General features: G+C 62.9%; 12 protein-coding genes and 1 pseudogene. 7 read left to right on the forward strand and 6 right to left on the reverse strand.

Annotated features, from left to right (window positions below; translation table 11 throughout):
* Positions 1-122: 122 nt before the first annotated feature.
* From BMX67_RS16595 to aldA, 3 genes are read right to left on the reverse strand one after another with little or no spacing between them, the layout of a single operon-like run.
* The gene (locus tag BMX67_RS16595; RefSeq protein WP_090737372.1) at positions 123-1,454 is read right to left on the reverse strand and encodes a GMC family oxidoreductase; all 1,332 of its coding nucleotides are present in this window, start codon (positions 1,452-1,454) and stop codon (positions 123-125) included.
* Positions 1,447-2,682: a mandelate racemase/muconate lactonizing enzyme family protein gene (locus tag BMX67_RS16600; RefSeq protein WP_090737374.1), complete on the reverse strand. Its 1,236-nt coding sequence runs from the start codon at positions 2,680-2,682 to the stop codon at positions 1,447-1,449. Before BMX67_RS16600 ends, BMX67_RS16595 begins: the two co-directional genes overlap by 8 nt.
* A 19-nt stretch (positions 2,683-2,701) precedes the next feature.
* On the reverse strand, positions 2,702-4,126 hold the full coding sequence (aldA, locus tag BMX67_RS16605) for an aldehyde dehydrogenase (RefSeq protein WP_090737395.1): 1,425 nt from the start codon (positions 4,124-4,126) through the stop codon (positions 2,702-2,704).
* A 143-nt stretch (positions 4,127-4,269) separates the two neighbouring features.
* Between aldA and BMX67_RS16610 the strand changes: the two genes are divergently transcribed.
* From BMX67_RS16610 to BMX67_RS16630, 6 genes and pseudogenes are all read left to right on the forward strand, one after another.
* Positions 4,270-5,028 (forward strand): IclR family transcriptional regulator, encoded by a 759-nt coding sequence (locus tag BMX67_RS16610; RefSeq protein ID WP_090737376.1) that lies wholly within the window; start codon positions 4,270-4,272, stop codon positions 5,026-5,028.
* 115 nt (positions 5,029-5,143) lie between these two features.
* Complete coding sequence (locus BMX67_RS16615) at positions 5,144-6,538, forward strand: lyase family protein (protein ID WP_217645894.1); 1,395 nt, start codon at positions 5,144-5,146, stop codon at positions 6,536-6,538.
* Positions 6,535-8,043: an aldehyde dehydrogenase family protein gene (locus BMX67_RS16620; RefSeq protein WP_090737380.1), complete on the forward strand. Its 1,509-nt coding sequence runs from the start codon at positions 6,535-6,537 to the stop codon at positions 8,041-8,043. Before BMX67_RS16615 ends, BMX67_RS16620 begins: the two co-directional genes overlap by 4 nt.
* A gap of 69 nt (positions 8,044-8,112) precedes the next feature.
* Complete coding sequence (locus BMX67_RS16625) at positions 8,113-9,174, forward strand: aldo/keto reductase (protein WP_090737382.1); 1,062 nt, start codon at positions 8,113-8,115, stop codon at positions 9,172-9,174.
* A gap of 368 nt (positions 9,175-9,542) precedes the next feature.
* Positions 9,543-9,653 (forward strand): lyase family protein, encoded by a 111-nt coding sequence (locus BMX67_RS20000; RefSeq protein WP_281249180.1) that lies wholly within the window; start codon positions 9,543-9,545, stop codon positions 9,651-9,653.
* Positions 9,650-10,488 (forward strand): annotated as a pseudogene (locus BMX67_RS16630) (lyase family protein). Before BMX67_RS20000 ends, BMX67_RS16630 begins: the two are co-directional and overlap by 4 nt.
* A 247-nt stretch (positions 10,489-10,735) precedes the next feature.
* Here the strand turns inward: BMX67_RS16630 and BMX67_RS16635 are convergent.
* Both BMX67_RS16635 and BMX67_RS16640 read right to left on the reverse strand, forming a co-directional pair.
* On the reverse strand, positions 10,736-11,728 hold the full coding sequence (locus BMX67_RS16635) for an alpha/beta hydrolase family protein (RefSeq protein WP_090737385.1): 993 nt from the start codon (positions 11,726-11,728) through the stop codon (positions 10,736-10,738).
* A gap of 37 nt (positions 11,729-11,765) precedes the next feature.
* Complete coding sequence (locus BMX67_RS16640; protein ID WP_090737387.1) at positions 11,766-12,176, reverse strand: helix-turn-helix domain-containing protein; 411 nt, start codon at positions 12,174-12,176, stop codon at positions 11,766-11,768.
* A gap of 68 nt (positions 12,177-12,244) precedes the next feature.
* On the opposite strand from BMX67_RS16640, the gene BMX67_RS16645 reads away from it, so the two are divergent.
* The gene (locus tag BMX67_RS16645; protein ID WP_090737389.1) at positions 12,245-13,660 is read left to right on the forward strand and encodes an MFS transporter; all 1,416 of its coding nucleotides are present in this window, start codon (positions 12,245-12,247) and stop codon (positions 13,658-13,660) included.
* 216 nt (positions 13,661-13,876) lie between these two features.
* On the opposite strand, the gene BMX67_RS16650 is transcribed toward BMX67_RS16645, so the two are convergent.
* Complete coding sequence (locus BMX67_RS16650; RefSeq protein ID WP_175479954.1) at positions 13,877-14,149, reverse strand: DUF982 domain-containing protein; 273 nt, start codon at positions 14,147-14,149, stop codon at positions 13,877-13,879.
* Positions 14,150-14,246 lie beyond the last annotated feature (97 nt).

Consider the following 14,246-nt stretch of genomic DNA (forward strand, 5'->3'; position numbering starts at 1 on the left):
AAATTGAGGATGACCCCCAAAAGGGTAGGAATGGCTTTCAGCATGGGTCTTCCCGTTCAATAAGATTGTCAGAGGCGAAGTTCATGCCCGGCGCCTGCTGCCAGCTCGGGCAGCAAAGACCATCAGGCGCCTGAACTTCGGGCAGTCCATGTGGCTTTCGGCCGGACAATCCGCCACGTGGCGCAGAACAAAACACCGGTGGCCAGGAAGTTCAGGCGGATATCGGGCGCGGCACCGGGTTCGGGACGCGACAGGCCGACGCTGCCACGGCTGTCGGGACGGCAGGAATTGAAGCACAGCAGAAAGCCCGGATAGGGTTCGGGCAGCAGCCGCGCCTTGGTGCTTTCGGGGATGCGATAGGACATCGGGTTGAAATACAGCTGGATATTCGGCCCGTCCGTGGCCGATTCCGTCCGAAAGAACCCGCCCGCCTGATTGACGCTGAGGGCCAGCGGACCGCGCCGCGTGGTCAGATAGCGCAGCCCGGCCATCGCCTGACCCCACAGGGGGCGCAGCTGATCGTTCAGCGTCGGGACCGTCGCACGATAGTAATAGCTGGCGCAGAGATGGTCCTGAAGGTTCTGGCCGACTGCCGGCAGGTTGCGCCGCGTGTCGATGCCAAGCCGCTGCAGATCGCCACCCGCGCCGATGCCCGATTGCTGCAACAGCATGGGCGAGCCGATGGCCCCCGCCGACAGGATCACCTCGGCCCGCGCATGCACGTCGTGGCGGCTGCCATCCTTGGCACGCAGGGCGACGCCCGTGGCGCGGCCTTCGGCGTCGAACAGCACCTGTTCGGCTTGGGCGACAAGGCGCAGATCCAGGTTGGGGCGGCCAAGCGCGGGGGTCAGATAGGTCTTGGAACTGGACTGCCTGCGGCCCCGGGCGATGTTGGTTTCATAGATGCCCGCGCCCTCGAACCGGGCGCCGTTCATGTCCTCGGTCACGGGCAGCTGGCTTTCGCGGGCCGCCGTCAGGAACCGGTCGCAGATCGGATGGGTCTGGCCCTTCATCGGCGTGATGCCGACCGGACCCGAGGCGCCATGCCATTCGGTGTCGCCTGCCGGGTGGTTCTCGATCTTGCGGAACCAGGGCAGCACATCGTCGAAACCCCAGTCGGGATTGCCTGCCGCCTTCCAATCGTCGAAATCGCTGCGCTGGCCGCGCACCCAGATCATGGCGTTGATCGAGCCCGATCCGCCCTGCACCTTGCCGCGCGGGCAGTACAGTTCGCGCCCCGCCATGTTCGGCTCGGGCTGCGATTTGAACATCCAGTTGGTCGCGGGGTTGAAATAGGATCGGGCATAGCCCGCCGGCATGTCGAACCAGAAGGACTTGTCGCTGCCCCCGGCCTCGATCAGCAGCACGCGGACCGATGGATCCTCGCTGAGGCGGGCGGCAAGAATGCAGCCCGCCGAACCCGCGCCCACGATGATGTAGTCATAGTCAGCCATTGGCCGGACGCCTCCAGCGATCGTCCGACTGCGCCTTGAAGTCATGCGGCGTGTCGGCCATCGACAGGTGCAGGCGCGTGTCGCGATAGGGCGAATGGGCGGCGACGACTTCCTTGTTCAGGGTGATGCCAAGGCCGGGCTTGTCTGACGGGATGATATAGCCATCGCGCCATTCCAGCTTTTCCTCCAGCACCTCGGCGTGGAAACCGTCCCACTGGCCGATGCTTTCCTGGATCAGGAAATTCGGCGTCGCGGTCGCAAGCTGGATGCTGGCCGCCGCGCCGACGGGGCCGTTATACAGATGCGGCGCGATCTGGGCATAATGGGTTTCGGCAAGGGCCGCGATCTTCTTGCCCTCGAGGATGCCGCCGACGCGCCCGAGGTTCATCTGCAGGATCGAGGCGCCCTTGTGCGCCAGCAGATCCGCGAATTCGTACTTGGTGGTCAGACGTTCGCCCGTGGCGACGGGGATGCGGGTGTTCTGCGCCACCTGCGCCATGGCGGCGCTGTTTCCGGGGGGCACGGGTTCCTCGAACCACAGCGGATCATAGGGTTCCAGCCGCCGCGCCAGACGGATCGCGGCCGAGGGCACCATCTGCCCATGCGTGCCGAACAGCAGGTCGCAGCGGTTGCCGACCGCCTCGCGGATCCGGCGGCAGAAGGTCTCCGACCGGTCCATGTCCTCCAGCGACAACTGATGGCCGGAATAGGCGGTATAGGGCCCGGCCGGGTCGAATTTCAGCGCGGTAAAGCCCTGCTCCATGCAGTCCAGCGCGGTTTCGACGCTGAGTTCGACATTGTCATAGTCGTAATCGCCCGCCGCGTTCCTGGGATACAGATAGGTATAGCAGCGCAGCTTGTCGTGGATGCGTCCGCCGATCAGTTCATAGACCGGCTTGCCCGCCGCCTTGCCGATGATGTCCCAGCAGGCCATTTCCAACCCGCTGACACAGCCCATCATCGTCAGGTCCGGGCGCTGCGTGAAGCCGCTGGAATAGGCGCGGCGGAAGAAGCGTTCGATGTGATGCGGGTCCTCGCCCTTCAGCAGGCGGCCGAAGACATCCGCGATGGCGGCTTCCATCACGGTGGGGTGGAACGATGCGGCATAGACCTCGCCCACGCCCTCGATCCCGCATTCGGTGCGCAGGGTGACGAAGATCCAGTACATCCCGCCGATATGCGGGGGCGGGACGGCGACGACATGGGTTTCGCAGCTTGCCAGTTTCATCGGGCGGCTCCTTTGTCGGTCAATAGCTTTGGACGATCAGGCGGGTCTGGGTGAATTCCAGCATGCCATGCTTGCCGTCATCACCGCCCAGCCCGGACCGTTTCCAGCCCGCGTGATAGCCCTGATAGGGGTCGGCGGGGGTGCGGTTGATATAGACCTCTCCGGCCTCGATATTGTTCGCAAGGCGCAGGGCAGTGCGGTAATCCTCGGTATAGACGACCGAGGCCAGCCCGAACTGGTGGTCGTTCGCCATGTCCAGCGCATCCTCGATCCGGTCGAAGCTGAGGACGGGCAGGACCGGGCCGAACACCTCTTCCTGCACGATCTCCATGTCCTGCCGGCAATTGGTCAGCATGGTCGGCGGATAGAAGAAGCCCGGACCCTCGGGGATGTAGCCGCCGGTCTGAAGGGTCGCACCGTCATCGATGGCGCGTTCGACCATCTGGTGGATGTTCAGCCGGGAATTGGCATTGATCAGCGGGCCCATATGCGACGGCGTCCGGGCGCGGTCGCCAAAGCTGCACGCCTCCATGTGCTGGCGCAGTAGCTCGACGAAACGGTCATGCACCTCGGCCTGGACATAGACACGCTCGACCGCGGTGCACAGCTGTCCGCAATGGCTGGTGCGCGAGGCGACGACGGCCGCGGCCGCGGTTTCCAGATCTGCATCCGCGGCGATGATCGCGGGCGTCTTGCCGCCAAGCTCCAGCGAGGATTTGGCGATGTTCACCTGGCTGTATTCCAGCACCTTGCGGCCTGCGCCGACGCTGCCGGTCAGGGTGATCATGCCGACGCGCGGATGGGTGCAGACGGTCTGGGCGGTCGCATGCGACATCGCCAGGATGTTGATCGCGCCCGGCATGAAGCCCGCATCCTTCACCGCCCGCGCGATTTCCAGCGCCGAACAGGGGGTGTTGTTGCTGGGCCGGGCGACGACCGTGTTTCCGGTGATCAGCGCGGGCGCGATCTTGCGCATCAGCGTATAGACCGGGAAATTGAACGGGATCAGCGCGGCGACGACGCCGATGGGTTCGCGCTGCAACAGCAGGTTTTCATCGGGTGAGTCGCTCGGGACGATCTCGCCCTCGATCCGGCGGGCCCATTCGGCGTGATAGCGGGTGATATCGGCGGCATAGACCACTTCGTTGGTCGCATCCTCGACGCTTTTGCCGGATTCCAGCGCCAGGATCTGTCCGATGCGGTCCTTGCGTGCGATCAGCGCATCGGCCAGCGCGCGCAATTGGTTGGCGCGTTCGATGCTGGTCATGCGACGCCATGCCTTTTGCGCCTGTGCTGCGGCCTCGACCGCGGCGCGGGCTTCAGCCGCGCTGGCGGCGGGGACTTGGGCGATCTGTTCGCCGGTCGCGGGATTGACGACCGCGATCAGTTCATCCCCGTCCGAGGTCAGAAATTCGTTGTTGATGAAATTGCGGTCGATACGCACGCCGTCCTCCACCTGTTGGCTGCAAGGCGGCATTCGCACCCTGTCACCGACCTGTCAACAAAAATTCCATAAGCGGAATTACTATTCCATATATGGAAACATACGGATACAGATGAGGCGAAGGTTCAAGCAGGGCGATTCCAATGGCTTCGGAACAAAAGACGGCGGCACCGGCGATCGACGGATCGGTCGCGATCATGGAGGTGCTGGGCCGTGCGCCCTATCCGCTGCAACTGTCCGAGATCTGCGAGCAGACCGGATTGGCTTCGGCCAGCGCGCATCGAATCATCGGCGCGATGCTGCAGCACAACCTGGTCGCGATGGCGCCGGGGCGGCGCAAGACCTACATCATCGGTTCGCGGGTGTTTCAGCTGTCGTCGGCCATTCTGGGTCGCCAGCCCATCGTGCCCTATTTCAACCCCATCGCGGAAATCCTGAAGAACGAGATCCACCGCACGATCCTGCTGAGCCTGCCGGTCGGCAATCAGGTCGTGATCGTGGCCAAGCATGACGCCCCGGCCAGCAAGCCCTTCAACGCCTATGTGGGGCGGACCATGCCGATGCATCAATCGGCATCCGGCAAGGCGATCCTGGCGGCGCAGCAGCCGTATCCGCGGATGTCCTATTTCGCCAATGAGGGCCTGATCGCCGAGGGCGATCCCTTGCCCCCGCGCATGGCCGACGACCTGGAGCGTTCGGCAAGGCTGGGCTATGCCGTGACCGTGAACGAGATCCAGCAGGATGTCGGATGCGTAGCCGCGCCGGTCCTGAACCTGAAGGGCGAACCAGTTGCCGCGATCAGCGCCTGTTTCACCGGCGAGATGCTGACCGATCAGAGCGCGCGCGTCTATTCCAAGAACATCGTTCAGGCCGCCCGCCAGCTGTCGTCCCACATCATCTGACCCCGTGCCCGGCCCATGAATTTTCGGAATGAGGTCTGCGCCGAAGTCGTTTGCGCAAATCACCCCGTCCGGGAAATAGCTGGCCCCACAGGCAGGGGGGATCAGGCCGATGGACATGGCGATCGGGACAGTTTGGCGCGACGAGGCTGACAGCCTTGGCCCCGTGCGCGTGCCTGCCGATACCGCGTGGGGGGCGCAGACGGCGCGGGCGATCACGCTGTATCCGGCGCAGGCCGGCGGGCGTTTCGGCGACTATCCAGCGCTGCTGTCCTCACTGATCGCGGTCAAGCGCGGCGCGGCCGCGACCAATGCCGCAATCGGGGCGCTGCCTGCCGATCGGGCCCGCGCCATCGACGCGGCGGGACAGAAGGCGTTGAGCGTCCCGGCCCTGCATTTCCCGGTCCACGCGCTGCATGGCGGGGGCGGCGTGTCCTTCAACATGAACGTGAACGAGGTTCTGGCCAATCTGGCGAACCGCGACGGGTTCGGTCGCGCCTTCGGCAGCTACGATCCGATCCATCCCAACGACCATGTGAACCTGAACCATTCCACCAGCGACGCGTTCTCGACCGCCAGCCATATCGCCGCGCGGCATGTCTGGGCCGGGCTGGGGGCGCAGATCGCGGGCCTGATCGCGGATCTGCGCGGGCTTTGCGAGGCTTGGGGTGCGCAGCGGAAACTTGCGCGCACCTGCCTGCAGGATGCGGTCGATATCCGGTTCGGCGACTATCTGGGCGGCGTGGTTGCCAATCTGCAATGCGGCCTGGACCGGGCGCAGTCCGATGCGCTGGCGCTGCGCCGGGTCAATCTGGGCGGCAACATCATCGGGCGTTCGCAGGACTGCGATCCCGCCTTCTTTGCCCGCGCCATCGACGATCTGAACCGCGTGCTGTCCGACGGCGGCCTGCCCGCCGACCTGACCCGCTCCGACGATCTGTTCGCGGCATCGCAGGCGCATGAAGGGCTGCTGAACCTTGCCGCGACACTGGAGCAGTTGGCGCGGGGACTGATCCGGTTCGCCAAGGACCTCCGCCTGATGGCCTCGGGGCCGCATTGCGGGCTTTCGGAACTGCGGCTGCCTGCGGTGCAGCCCGGATCCTCGGCCATTCCGGGCAAGATCAACCCGACGCTGCCCGAATTCATGATCCAGATGGCGATGACCGCCTGCGGTCGCGCCGCCGCCATTCGCATGACGCAGGATCATGGCGAGCTGGATTACAGCCCGTGGCAGTCGGTGGTGATCGTCAACCTGCTGGACATGATGGCGCTGCTGGACGGCGGCATCGCCAGCCTGCGCCGCCACTGTGTGCAGGGCATGCTGCCCGACGCGGCCAGAAACGATGCCAATGCCGACAGCCTGCTGCCTCTGCTGATCCGCCTGAAACAGGTGGCGGGCTACAGCGCGGCCACGGGCATCGCGAAACAGGCAGGTGGCGACCTGGCGGTGATCCGTCAGCATATCGCGCGCCTGTCCGAACCCCATAACGACAAGGAAGGAACCCGCAGATGAAGGACGTTCTGCATCAGGCCGATCTGGAATGGGCCAATGACTGGCTGACCCAGCCCAAGCGGCATTATGTCGACGGAAACTGGGTTGATGGTGCGGGCCGCGACTGGGCTGTCACCAACCCTGCGGATGGGCGCAGCCTGTGCCAGATCGCACTGGCCGACGCCGCGCAGGTCGATCAGGCCGCCGCCGCCGCCCACCGGGCGCATCGCAGCGGCGAGTGGTCGCGCAGATCCTCGCGCAAGGATCGCGCCGACATGCTGCATGCCATCGCGGACCTGATCCGCGAGAATGTCGAGGGGTTGGCCCTGCTGGAAAGCCTTGCCAATGGCAAGCTGTATCGCGAGGCGTTGGCCGACGACATTCCGACCTGTGCCGATATCTTCGACTATTACGCGGGCTGGACCGACAAGTTCTATGGCGAGGTGTCGCCTGTCGAGGACGGGTTCCTGAACTTCACCACGAAAGAGCCCGTAGGCGTCTGCGCCCTGATCGCGCCGTGGAACTTCCCGCTGTATCAGGCCAGCCTGAAGATCGCGCCGGCGCTGGCGATGGGCAACGCGGTGGTGATGAAGCCGTCGGAATACACGCCCCTTGCGACGCTGTTCCTGTTCGAGCTGATCGACCGCCACCTGGACCTGCCCAAGGGCATCCTGAACCTCGTGCTGACCGATGGCGAGGCCGCGAACCAGCTGACGCTGAGCCGCGACGTCCACAAGGTGTCCTTCACCGGCAGCACCGTGGTCGGGCGCAAGATCGTCCAGAACTCGGGGGCGTCGAACCTGAAGGCGGTGACGCTGGAACTGGGGGGCAAATCGCCCTGCATCTTCTTCGACGACACGCCCGATCTGGACGGGGCCGTGGATCGCGCCTTCACGGTGATGTTCTCGCACAAGGGCGAGAAATGTTCCGAGCCGACGCGGTTCCTGATCCAGCGCGGCATCTATGACCGCGTGCTTCAGCGGCTGATTGACAAGGCCGATGCGGTGGTCTGCGGCGATCCGCTGTCGCCGCTGTCCGATCAGGGCCCGCAATGCAACGAGGCGCAGTTCCGCCGCATCATGGACTATATCGAGATCGGCAAGACCGAGGCCGAACTGGTCGCGGGCGGACATGCGGATCGCGCTGGCGCGAATGCCGACGGCTTCTACATCCGCCCGACGATCTTTTCGAATGTCCCGAACACGGCCCGCATCGCGCAAGAGGAAATCTTCGGCCCGGTCCTGTGCTGCACGCCCTTCGACACCGCCGAAGAGGCCGTCGCGATGGCCAATGACACTGCCTACGGGCTGGCCGCCGGCGTCTATACCCGCGACATCAGCCGCGCCCATCGCGTGGCCGACCGCCTGGATGCGGGCATGGTCTTCGTGAACCGCTATGGCTGCTACGGCCTGTCCAGCCCCTTCGGCGGTTTCAAGGAAAGCGGCTGGGGCAAGGAAATGGCGATCCATTCGCTGTCGTCCTACACCAAGACCAAGGGCACCTGGATCTATTACGGCGACGCCTGATCGCCCCGGCATCACGCGCGGCCGGACACGGCCGCGCCCATCCCCTTACCTTCATCGAAAGCTGTTCTGATGGAATATGTCCGACTGGGCCGGTCCGGCCTGAAAGTTTCGCGCCTGTGCCTTGGCACGATGAACATGGGTTCCAAGCAGTGGAAGCCCTGGATCTATGACGAATCCGAAAGCGAGCCGATCATCGGCCACGCGCTGGACAATGGCGTCAATTTCATCGACCTCGCGGATTTCTATTCCGCAGGTGCCGGGGAAGAGGTCGTCTGCAACGTGCTGCGTCGCCTGGCGCGTCGCGACGAACTGGTGATCACCACCAAGCTGGGCTATCCGATCGGTGGCGGCGTCAACAATGGCGGTCATTCCCGCAAGCATGTCTTCGACGCCATCGACGGATCGCTGTCGCGGATGGGCATGGATTACGCCGACATCTACATGCTGCATTACTTCGACATCGAAACCCCCATCGAGGAAACGATGGAGGCGATGAACGACGTGGTCCGTGCGGGCAAGGCGCGCTATGTCGGCGTCTCGACGATGTATACGTGGCAATTTGCCAAGATCCTGAGCGCCTGCGACCGCAACGGTTGGGCGCGGCCCATCAACATGCAGCTGCAACTGAACTGCGCCTATCGCGAGGAAGAGCGCGAGATGATCCCGTTCTGCGCGGATCAGGGTGTGGGCGTGTCGGTCTTCAGCCCGCTGGCGCGGGGCATCCTGACCAGCGACATGAACTCGATCCGCAACCAGACGGATTTCTTCACCGCCGAGATGTATGGCGATCAGACCACGCGGGACGTCGCGATGTCCGTCGCCCGCGTGGCCGAGATGCGCGGCGTGACGCCCGCACAGGTGGCGCAGGCCTGGGTGCTGCAGAAGTCCGAAGTGTCCTCGATGCTGGTCGGTGCCGACAGCAAGGATCAGATCGACAGCGCCCTGTCGGCGCTGCAGATCCGTTTGGATCAGGACGAACTGTTCGAGATCGAGCGCAACTATACCCCCTGCGATCTGATCAACGACTATACCGCAGGAAAGCGGATCGAACGGGTTGCCCGGCAGGCCGCGGGTCGCTTTGCAGCGGCGAACCTGCCCGACGAACACGAACTTGGCCAGATCATGGCCTAGTGCGGTGCAAGGCATGTCCATCGCAAACTGATGCCTGAATGACGGACCAATCTTCGCCAAAGCCCCTTGCCGGAACCTGCGGCAAGGGGGACCACTCTCTTCATGACGCCCCCGAACAGGAATAAGCTAGTGTCACGCGGCGCTGTCGTATCGGCTGGGTGCCAGTGACGCCGCATTCGCGCAAGTGCGCCGGAACCGGCGCGGTGTCATTCTCGTCTACCGACTGGACAGGCAATGAAACGCCGGCGGATCCGGACATGGTGCAGGGTGCAGCCGAAACCTCGACGAATATGAATGCCAATGAGGTCATCGCATACCTCGGGCTGCTCAAGTTCGGGCAAGCGCCTTGAGAGTACGCGCACCTTCATTTGAACGATCATGTCAACCGCTCGCAATCGACCAACGACGTCCATCCAGCCGCGATCCGGCTTGCGATCCTTAACGCCTGCACGCCACTGCTCGAGGCACAGACCACCTGAGCGCGGCCTTAGCCGAGAACGACCGGGAGTTTGACAGTGTCCGCAAGGCGGGCAGAACACAGTCGCAGGACGCGGTACTGATGATTCTGGGTGACAAGTTTAGATCCTTTGCCAGCGCCATGCACGAGGACATTGCGCGAGTACGGCAGCTGTCTTCTCTTCTCACCGAGGTGAACCTCGGCGCCACGGCGGTCGGCACGCGCATCACCGCGCTCGATGGGTACGGCATCTTGCTCGGCTCTCTGGCTGGCCTCTGGTCCCTACGACGGATCTGATCGAAGCCTCGTCGGACCTTGGCGCGCTTGTCACCTTCTCGAGCGTTCTGAAACGGATCGCGGTGAAACTCTCTAAGATCTGCAACGACCTCCGCATTCTTTCGAGCGGTCCGCGCGCAGGTATCGGCGAAATTATCCTTCCGCCTGTCCAAGCAGGGTCTTCGATCATGCCTGGCAAAATCAACCCTGTCAGTCTCGAGGTGGTCAACCAGGTTGCCTGTCAGGTGATCGACAACCATCCGATCATCACCTTTGCGGCAGAGGCGGGACAACTGCAACTGAACGCCATGGAACCCATCGTCGCGTTCAAGCTGCTCGAGTCCATTCCGAGCCTGTCGCAGGCCATACGTGTCCTTCAGCAGAAGTGTGTGTCCGGTATTCGAGCCGTCGAGGCTCGATGCACGGAACATCTCAATGGAAGTCTGGTGCTTGCGACAGCATTAGCATCTCTCTTCGGCTACGAAATAGCAGCCAAAATCGAAAAGACGGCACATGCCGAGGATCGCGACATCGCATCCGTGCAACCGACGATGGCCCGGCGCATAGATCTCGACGCCTAGAGACTTGAAAAACGAATTCTTGGCAGAGATTGTGAAGCGCACTTCCACCGGCGATGGAAAAGATCCCGCAGCAACGCATCAGCCAAGCAACGTTGGGTTCAGCCTTCGGTTACTGACGTTGGCACGTGATGGCACAAGACCTTCAGTGCCGTAACGCGTTTCTAGAAACGCGCGGATCAAAGGGCTTTGTCGTGACCGGCCATGGCCAAGATACCGCACTGCGTTTCGCGTTTGCCCGGTTATGGACCTAATCCGAAACGCTGTTCGGGTCAAAAGCCGCGACAAGGCGTTCTGCAATTTCGTCATGGATATGCGCGCGCGCGGTAGGGTCTGAATCGCACAAAGCGGCATCGCCGCCGTCTTCCGCCAGAATGAACCTGCCCTTCGGTGTGCAAAGTGGGAAGGCGTCATAGCCGGTCGCGATCTCGACCATCGTATGCGGCAGACCGATGGTGTCGGCCTGGCCATGATCCCGGGCGCCGAGCCAGATTACCCGAGGTTGGCTGCCCTGCGCCTTCAGGCTTGGTGCAAAAAACACATCCGCATATTCCGGATTGATGGCAATAGCGGTTCCGATCCGGGGATCGCGATACGGCTGTTCGAGCCTCTCTTGATCAATGGTGGCCAAAGACACCCCCTGGGCCGCGTACCATGCGCAATCCGGGCCATCCGCGTCAGCTGCACAGGCCATCGCAAAAGCGTCAGCGTCGAACATGCCGCCCGCCAGGGACAGGGCCGCAGTGCCGCCAAGTGCATATCCCACCGTGGCAATGCGGCTTTGATCGATGGCACTCGACCAGGACGGGTCCCGCAGAAGCCAATCGAGTGCACGCGAGACATCCAGAGGTCGCTGCCAGATTTCGTTCACGGCAGCTTTCGCACTGTTTGGACGCGGACCGTTCACTTCGACCACAATGAAGCCCTTTTCCGCAAGCCGGCCACTTAGCCAGGCACCGGAATCTGGCGCTGACCGCAATCCGCCGTGCGAAAGCAGGACAAGCGGATATGGTCCCGGTGCCATCACGGCATCGCGATAGGCAGGCTGACCAATGAATACCGCGTTGCCACCGACATCTTCAGGTGATCCGCCTTCCTGCGCAGGATACCAGACCGAAAGTGACAAATTCCGCAGGTTGTCGTCGTCATGCGCGGCAGCAATCTGAACGCCGACTATGGGCTCCGCGAAAGCGGGGGCTGCGCAAAGACAGGCCACCAAAAGGGTAGGAATGGCTTTCAGCATGGGTCTTCCCGTTCAATAAGATTGTCAGAGGCGAAGTTCATACCCGGCGCCTGCTGCCAGCTCGGGCAGCAAAGACCATCAGGCGTCTGAACTTCGGGCAGTCCATGTGGCTTTCGGCCGGACAATCCGCCACGTGGCGCATGGCGTCGCGCAGCCGTGTGAGGCCGCGGATCTGTTCGTCAAGCGCATCGGCACGCAGATGCAATTCGGCGCGCGGCAATCGAGGCGTCCCGTCCTTGGCGAACATCCCCTTGATATCGTCCAGCGAGAACCCGGCCAGCTTTCCCAGCGAGATCAGCGCAAGCTGCGTTGCGGTTTGCGCATCGAACTGCCGCCTCAATCCATGACGACCGACCGATTGGATCAGCCCGATTTCCTCGTAATAGCGCAGCGTAGAAGGGGAGACACCACTTTGTTCCGAAAGCACCCCGATATCGAGCAGCTTCATGCTTGACCTCAAGTTGGCTTGAAGTGGCAGGGTAGCCTCCGCCAATCGCCAACGCAAGGGAACCGACCATGCCGCGAACGAACAACCCACATGCGCCGCTGTCCATCCTGATGGCACTGGCCGCAGCCTCACTGACCGCTTCTCTCGGGATCAGCATTGCGTCGGTGTTGCTGCCCACCCTGACAGGCAGCTTCGGGGTGACCGTATCACAGTCCCAATGGGTCATACTGGCCTATCTCATGGCGGTGACGGTCACCATCGTCTCGGCAGGGCGGCTTGGCGACTTGTTCGGCCATCGTCGGCTGATGGTCTTGGGCCTCGTCGTTTTCCTCGGCGCGTCCGTCCTGGGCGCAGTGGCACCGACACTCGGCCTGTTGATCCTCGCGCGTGCGCTTCAGGGGCTGGGTGCATCGATCATGATCGCGCTTCCGATGTCGATTGCACGCGACATGGTGCCGTCCGGACAGCTCGGCACTGTCATGGGTCTGTTGGGAACGACCTCCGCTGCCGGTACGGCGCTCGGCCCCTCACTCGGCGGCCTTGCTCTGGCTTGGGGCGACTGGCGCATGGCCTTCTGGCTTCTCGCCGGGTTTGCCACACTGGCACTGGCCCTCGCTGGCATGGTCATCCGGCCGGACAGCAGGCCTCCCCGAGCATCCTTCAGATCGCTGGATCTGCCGGGCACCTTTGTGCTGATTGTGGCGTTGACGGCCTATTCGCTTGGTACAAGCGGTGGCGCATCGGTCGTTGCTGTGTCGCCGGTCGTGCTGCTGGCAACTGCGCTGTTTGCCATAGCGATCTTCGCAGCGGTCGAGGCCCGCGTGGATATGCCACTGGTGCCGATAGCCGTCCTCATGGACAGGATGACGGGTGCAAGAATCGCGATGAACTTCCTGATCTGTACCGTCATGATGGCGACGCTGGTAGTCGGTCCGTTTTTCCTGACGTTCTTCCTTGAACTGAACGCGGCGGTCGTCGGTCTGGTTCTTGCCGTCGGTCCGGTTGTCGCCGCGTGTTCCGGAGTTCCGGCAGGGCGCTTGACGGACCGGTATGGCGCGCAGCGCATGATGCTTGCCGGGCTGATGCAAACCATTGTTGGTCTGCTCTGCCTTGCCTTTCTGCCGCGCTTCTTCGGTGTCGGCGGATATATCGCTGCGCTGATCGGCCTGACACCGGGTTTTCAGATGTTCTTGGCCGCCAATAACACGGCGGTCATGTCCGCCGCCTCGAAAGAGGAGCGTGGGCGCCTTTCCGGACTGCTTGGCCTGTCACGCAACCTTGGCCTGATGACAGGTGCCTCCGCGATGTCCACCTTGTTCGTTGCCGTCATGGGAACGGGTGACGCGGCCAAGGCGCCAATCGCCGACGTCGCGCATGGCTTTACCGTGACCTTCCTCACCGCCGCCGTCCTGGCCATGATCGCCATGTGGCTTGCGATCTGGAGCAACCCCACACGGCACCAGACTGTTCTGGAACCGGGATGAGGGTCAGCACACTCGCATGCTCACCTTCGAACGAATCATGTATCGTTCGGCCGGTCCAGATCTGTTGCCGGGGCGTACATTGCCGTTCTGTCACACAACTTGAGGACGCCGGCACTGGGCCAGGCGGCGGTCCCATCCGAATTCTCGGCAGGATCGGTTGCATGGAAAAGGCGTTCGGTCATTCTTCGTCAGCGGGATGCCGAGAACTTACTGCATTTAGCGGGCCGCTGGCAGATGCTGCACTTTGTCGGCAGGCGAAAACCCTGCCACGGATGCCGCTGACACAAACGCAGCACGAGCGGAGCTGACGGGCAACAGGCAGTCCATAGCTGCGTCGATCTGGCTCAGCGCTGTATCACGAGCAGCGCCAGTGGTCGGCCAGTTGGCCTCGAGCCAATAGCGAGCTTGTTCAATTGTAGAGATCGCGTTGATCTCTGTTCCGTCGGTAGAGTGGAGTGTGAGGGGGCTTCCCCAGTTCAGTTCAATCATATTCTATTCTTTTTATGTTTTCGGCTCTCCCAGAATCTCGGCCAGAACCAGTTCCTGAATGCAAACGGGGACGGCCTGATGGCCGCCCCCGCCGTCG

The organism is Paracoccus homiensis (genome assembly GCF_900111675.1).
GTDB classification, from domain to species: Bacteria; Pseudomonadota; Alphaproteobacteria; order Rhodobacterales; family Rhodobacteraceae; genus Paracoccus; species Paracoccus homiensis.

Bases quoted from the DNA above. Each gene is read 5' to 3' on its own strand.
- BMX67_RS16615 (WP_217645894.1), top strand. From the start codon at position 5,144: ATGGCGATCGGGACAGTTTGGCGCGACGAGGCTGACAGCCTTGGCCCC.
- BMX67_RS16595 (WP_090737372.1), bottom strand. From the start codon at position 1,454: ATGGCTGACTATGACTACATCATCGTGGGCGCGGGTTCGGCGGGCTGC.
- BMX67_RS16640 (WP_090737387.1), bottom strand. From the start codon at position 12,176: ATGAAGCTGCTCGATATCGGGGTGCTTTCGGAACAAAGTGGTGTCTCC.
- BMX67_RS16600 (WP_090737374.1), bottom strand. From the start codon at position 2,682: ATGAAACTGGCAAGCTGCGAAACCCATGTCGTCGCCGTCCCGCCCCCG.
- BMX67_RS16625 (WP_090737382.1), top strand. From the start codon at position 8,113: ATGGAATATGTCCGACTGGGCCGGTCCGGCCTGAAAGTTTCGCGCCTG.
- BMX67_RS16635 (WP_090737385.1), bottom strand. From the start codon at position 11,728: ATGCTGAAAGCCATTCCTACCCTTTTGGTGGCCTGTCTTTGCGCAGCC.
- BMX67_RS16610 (WP_090737376.1), top strand. From the start codon at position 4,270: ATGGCTTCGGAACAAAAGACGGCGGCACCGGCGATCGACGGATCGGTC.
- BMX67_RS16620 (WP_090737380.1), top strand. From the start codon at position 6,535: ATGAAGGACGTTCTGCATCAGGCCGATCTGGAATGGGCCAATGACTGG.
- BMX67_RS16645 (WP_090737389.1), top strand. From the start codon at position 12,245: ATGCCGCGAACGAACAACCCACATGCGCCGCTGTCCATCCTGATGGCA.
- BMX67_RS16650 (WP_175479954.1), bottom strand. From the start codon at position 14,149: ATGATTGAACTGAACTGGGGAAGCCCCCTCACACTCCACTCTACCGAC.